We start from the raw sequence: 3,494 nt of genomic DNA, 5'->3' as shown, positions 1-3,494 counted from the left end.
CTCACCCCCACGGATAAGCTCCTGGCCGGGATCCAGGCCCAGCAGTCTGGCGACTTGCAAACCGCAGAAGCCATCTACTTAGAAATTCTGGCGGAGTTTCCGGATCAAGCTGATGCCCTGCACCTGCTGGGGACGGTGGCCCAGGCCAAGGGAGAGGGGGAATGGGCGGCTGCTTTGATTGCCGAGGCCATTGCGCTCGATCCCTGCGTAGCCCTCTATCATCACAACCTGGGCGTTGTCTATGAATCTTTGGGGCAACTGGAAAAGGCGCTATCTTGCTATTGGCAGAGCCTGAGCCTCAATCCCAAGGCTTACCTTTCTGCTTTGCAAGCCGGCAAGATTCTTGTTAACCTACGCCGCCATCAAGAAGCGATCCCTTTGCTTAGCTCCTTGTTAGAAAATCCAGATCCGGCAGCAGGGATCCCTTGGGCTGAGGTGCATTTTTATCTGGGAATGGCCCATCGTGAGCAAGGGGAACACAGCGCGGCTCTGGCTCACCTGGAAAAGGCGTGGACTTTGGATCCCAATTTGGTGGTAGCTCGCTGGCTTTACCATCTCTATTTGCCCGCCCTCTATCAGGATGAGGAAGAGCTGCATAGATTTCGCTCTCGCTTTGTAGAACACCTGGATCGCCTCATTGAGGAGACGCCCTTGGACACCCAAGAGCAGCGGCGGCTTGCCTTTTTAGGGTCAAGCTGGGGAACGCCCCACCATCTGCAGTACCAGGGCTGCGACGACCTGGAGCTGCAGAAAAAATACGCTCAGTTTGTGCAGCGCATCGTGAAATCTTGCTACCCCAATTGGCACTCTCTTCCCCGGCAACCAGGGGATCCCATTCGCGTTGGCTTTGTCTCGGCCTCGATGCGCGCCTGCTCCTACAGCCGTCTTTCTTTAGGGTGGGTGAAGTACTTAAAGGCGAGCTCCCAGTGGCCTTTTCTGGTGTTTGCCTACCATTTGGATCCCAGAACCGACTTCATGACAGAGCAATATCGCCAGTATGCGGATGTATTTCGCCACATTCCCACTGGCTTTGAAGACGCCGCCCGTCAAATTCTGCAGGATCAGCTCGATGTTTTGGTGTATCTGGAAATTGGCCTTTCTCCCCTAATTTTGCAACTGGCATCTCTGCGGCTAGCCCCAGTGCAATGCTCCACCTGGGCTCATCCTGTAACTTCCGGACTTTCAACCATCGACTACTTCCTCTCCAGCGACCTGATGGAGCCCGAAGATGGGCAGGCTCACTACAGCGAAACCCTAATTCGGCTGCCCCGCCTGGGTACTTGTTTTGAAAAGCCCGTTTTACCTCAGCAAAAGCGTCATCGTGGGGATTTTGGCCTGCGCCAAGACGCAGTAGTTTATCTTACCTGTCAATACCTGGGCAAGTATCTGCCCCAATATGACTATCTTTTTGCCGCCATTGCCCAGCGAGTGCCCAACGCTCAATTTGTCTTCTTGGCGTTGCCCAATGCTGCCATTGCCCAACACTTTTGGCAGCGTCTTTCCCGAACTTTCTCCGCCTATGGCCTTTCTGCGGAAGACCACTGCTTGATCTTGCCCCAACTGGATCATCAAGACTACTTGGATCTCAACCGCTGCGCCGATATTATGCTGGATTCCTACGGCTGGTCGGGCGGGATCACCACCTTGGAAGCCGTTGCTGCCGGCTTGCCTGTAGTGACCTGCCCTGGCCGGTTCCTGCGGGGCCGGCACACCTATGCCATTCTCAAAAGGATGGGCCTTGATCTCTTAATTGCCCAAGACCTCCAGCGCTACGAAGAGTTGGCTGTCCAACTGGGAACGGATCCCCAATTTCGGCAGCAAATCTCCCAGCAGATCCAACAGCGGCGCGACCTGCTTTTTGAGGATCGAGACTGCGTGGCAGCTCTGGCCCATTTCTTGCTCACCAGGAAGCGCTACGCCAGCAGTGGTTATGGTTAGCTCACCCCAAGTAGAGGGCTTTGCTCCGGATCCCTTCCCGCAAATGGGTACAAGACTGGCTCGATGGTTCCGCCGTGCCCTTCTCGAGCTGGGCAGTGAGATAGGCCATCCGTGCTGAACGTAGGGCAAGGCTGTCAGTGATCTTCATTTTGTGCGAATTGCTCAAATCATCCTAATCTGGATCCAGAGGAACGTTAGCGATCCGGTGGCCGGGGGAGTGTCTATGTCATTGTCAGCGTTGAAGGTTTCTGGATCCCAGGTGCGGTTTTTCTGGGGCCTTCTGGCCTCGACTGTCCTCCTGGCAGGCTGTGGGGGGGGTGGGGGGACGGTGCCGCCTCTGGTCAATGTTTGCGAGCAAGCCTTTAGCCCAGAGTTTTTCGCATCAATTGGCCTGCGCCGCCAAGGAGATAGCCGCAGCGGAACCTTGGGGCCGAATAGCCTTTTGGAGTTCTACTTCGATAGCGCTGGCGAGGTTCAAAATGCCCGGGAAGTTCCACCGCCTCCTGGCACCTTCACCTTTTACTCAGATGGATTTCTCTACTTTCCTTCTGCAGCCAACGTTACCGGAGTTACCATCCGGCTGACCAGCCCGGTTTTCGATCCGCTGTTGGTCATCGGTGCCTTTGATACCGGTAGAAATTTGGATCGGAATGTCCTTTTTGTTAACGATGATGCTGCTCCTGGCAACTTTACCACCTCCCAGCTCACGATCCCGGTGCGGCAAGACCGCTGCTACTTGATCCAGGTGCAAAGTTACTGGGCGCAAAATGCTTCCCCAACCGCTGGGCCAGGTAGTCCTGGGCGAGGGCCATATACCCTCCAGGTGGTGAGCGAAACGTTTGCCACCCCTCCTCCTCTCCCTCCCTTGCAACAGAAGCCGGAGGATCCGGAGAACGGCGGTGGCGGTGACCGAGGTGGCGGCGTGGGTATTTAACTCTGGCGAGTGAGCCTGATGGCAAAGCTGGCGCTGCCACAGGTGGCCGTGCCACGAATGGAGCGCCCGTCGGCGCTGACAGTGCCACTCCACGTGATGGTTGGGGTACCGCTGCCCCCTATCTTGCCGCTGACAGAAAGTTGGTTGCGGATGAGCTGGCCACTGCGCTCCGCAAAACCGGGAGAGGAAACGCTGATCTGGTTGCCGTCTTGACGAATGGAGACGGTTTCCTGGATACCGGTTGCAACATTAACCTTACACAGGGATCCCTGCCAGACAAAGGATCCTCCCTCGTAGAGCCACTGGCCGCTCAAGGCAAGCTCTGCCGCAGGCGTTGGTGTTGCTGGGGCCGGTGTCGAGGTGGGCGGCGGAGGTGGAGTTGGGGTAGGGGTAGGAGCACGAGGAACAAGCGGCGTCAATCGAGGGATAGGGGTAAGCGTTGGTGTTGGCACCGGAGTGGGAGTGGGTGGCAGTACTGGAGTTCGAGTAGGCGTTGCTACTGGAGTGGGAGTAGGTGTCGGTGCCGGAGTTCGAGTAGGCGTCGCCACCGGAGCGGGAGTGGGTGTTGGTGCCGGAGTTCGAGTAGGCGTCGCCACCGGAGCGGGAGTGGGTGTTGGTGCCG

The 3,494-nt window shown here is 57.0% G+C and carries 4 protein-coding genes; 2 read left to right on the top strand and 2 right to left on the bottom strand.

The annotated features are described in order from the left end of the window. Both NW844_RS11945 and NW844_RS11940 read left to right on the top strand, forming a co-directional pair. Positions 1-1,938 (top strand): tetratricopeptide repeat protein (locus NW844_RS11945; protein ID WP_414335927.1); only part of this gene is annotated, 1,938 nt, incomplete at its 5' end. A 223-nt stretch (positions 1,939-2,161) separates the two neighbouring features. Continuing rightward, positions 2,162-2,872: a hypothetical protein gene (locus tag NW844_RS11940; protein ID WP_414335926.1), complete on the top strand. Its 711-nt coding sequence runs from the start codon at positions 2,162-2,164 to the stop codon at positions 2,870-2,872. On the opposite strand, the gene NW844_RS11935 is transcribed toward NW844_RS11940, so the two are convergent. After that, positions 2,869-3,186 (bottom strand): hypothetical protein, encoded by a 318-nt coding sequence (locus NW844_RS11935; protein ID WP_414335924.1) that lies wholly within the window; start codon positions 3,184-3,186, stop codon positions 2,869-2,871. The two genes, NW844_RS11940 and NW844_RS11935, sit on opposite strands and share 4 nt — an antisense overlap. Continuing rightward, a partial coding sequence (locus tag NW844_RS11930; RefSeq protein WP_414335922.1) for a hypothetical protein occupies positions 3,128-3,494 on the bottom strand: 367 nt, incomplete at its 5' end. The genes NW844_RS11935 and NW844_RS11930, both read right to left, overlap by 59 nt.

The organism is Synechococcus sp. H55.2, assembly GCF_047462495.1.
Lineage (GTDB): Bacteria > Cyanobacteriota > Cyanobacteriia > Thermostichales > Thermostichaceae > Thermostichus.
Note: the sequence above shows the minus strand (reverse complement) of the source record. Positions and strands in the feature narration are given on the sequence as shown.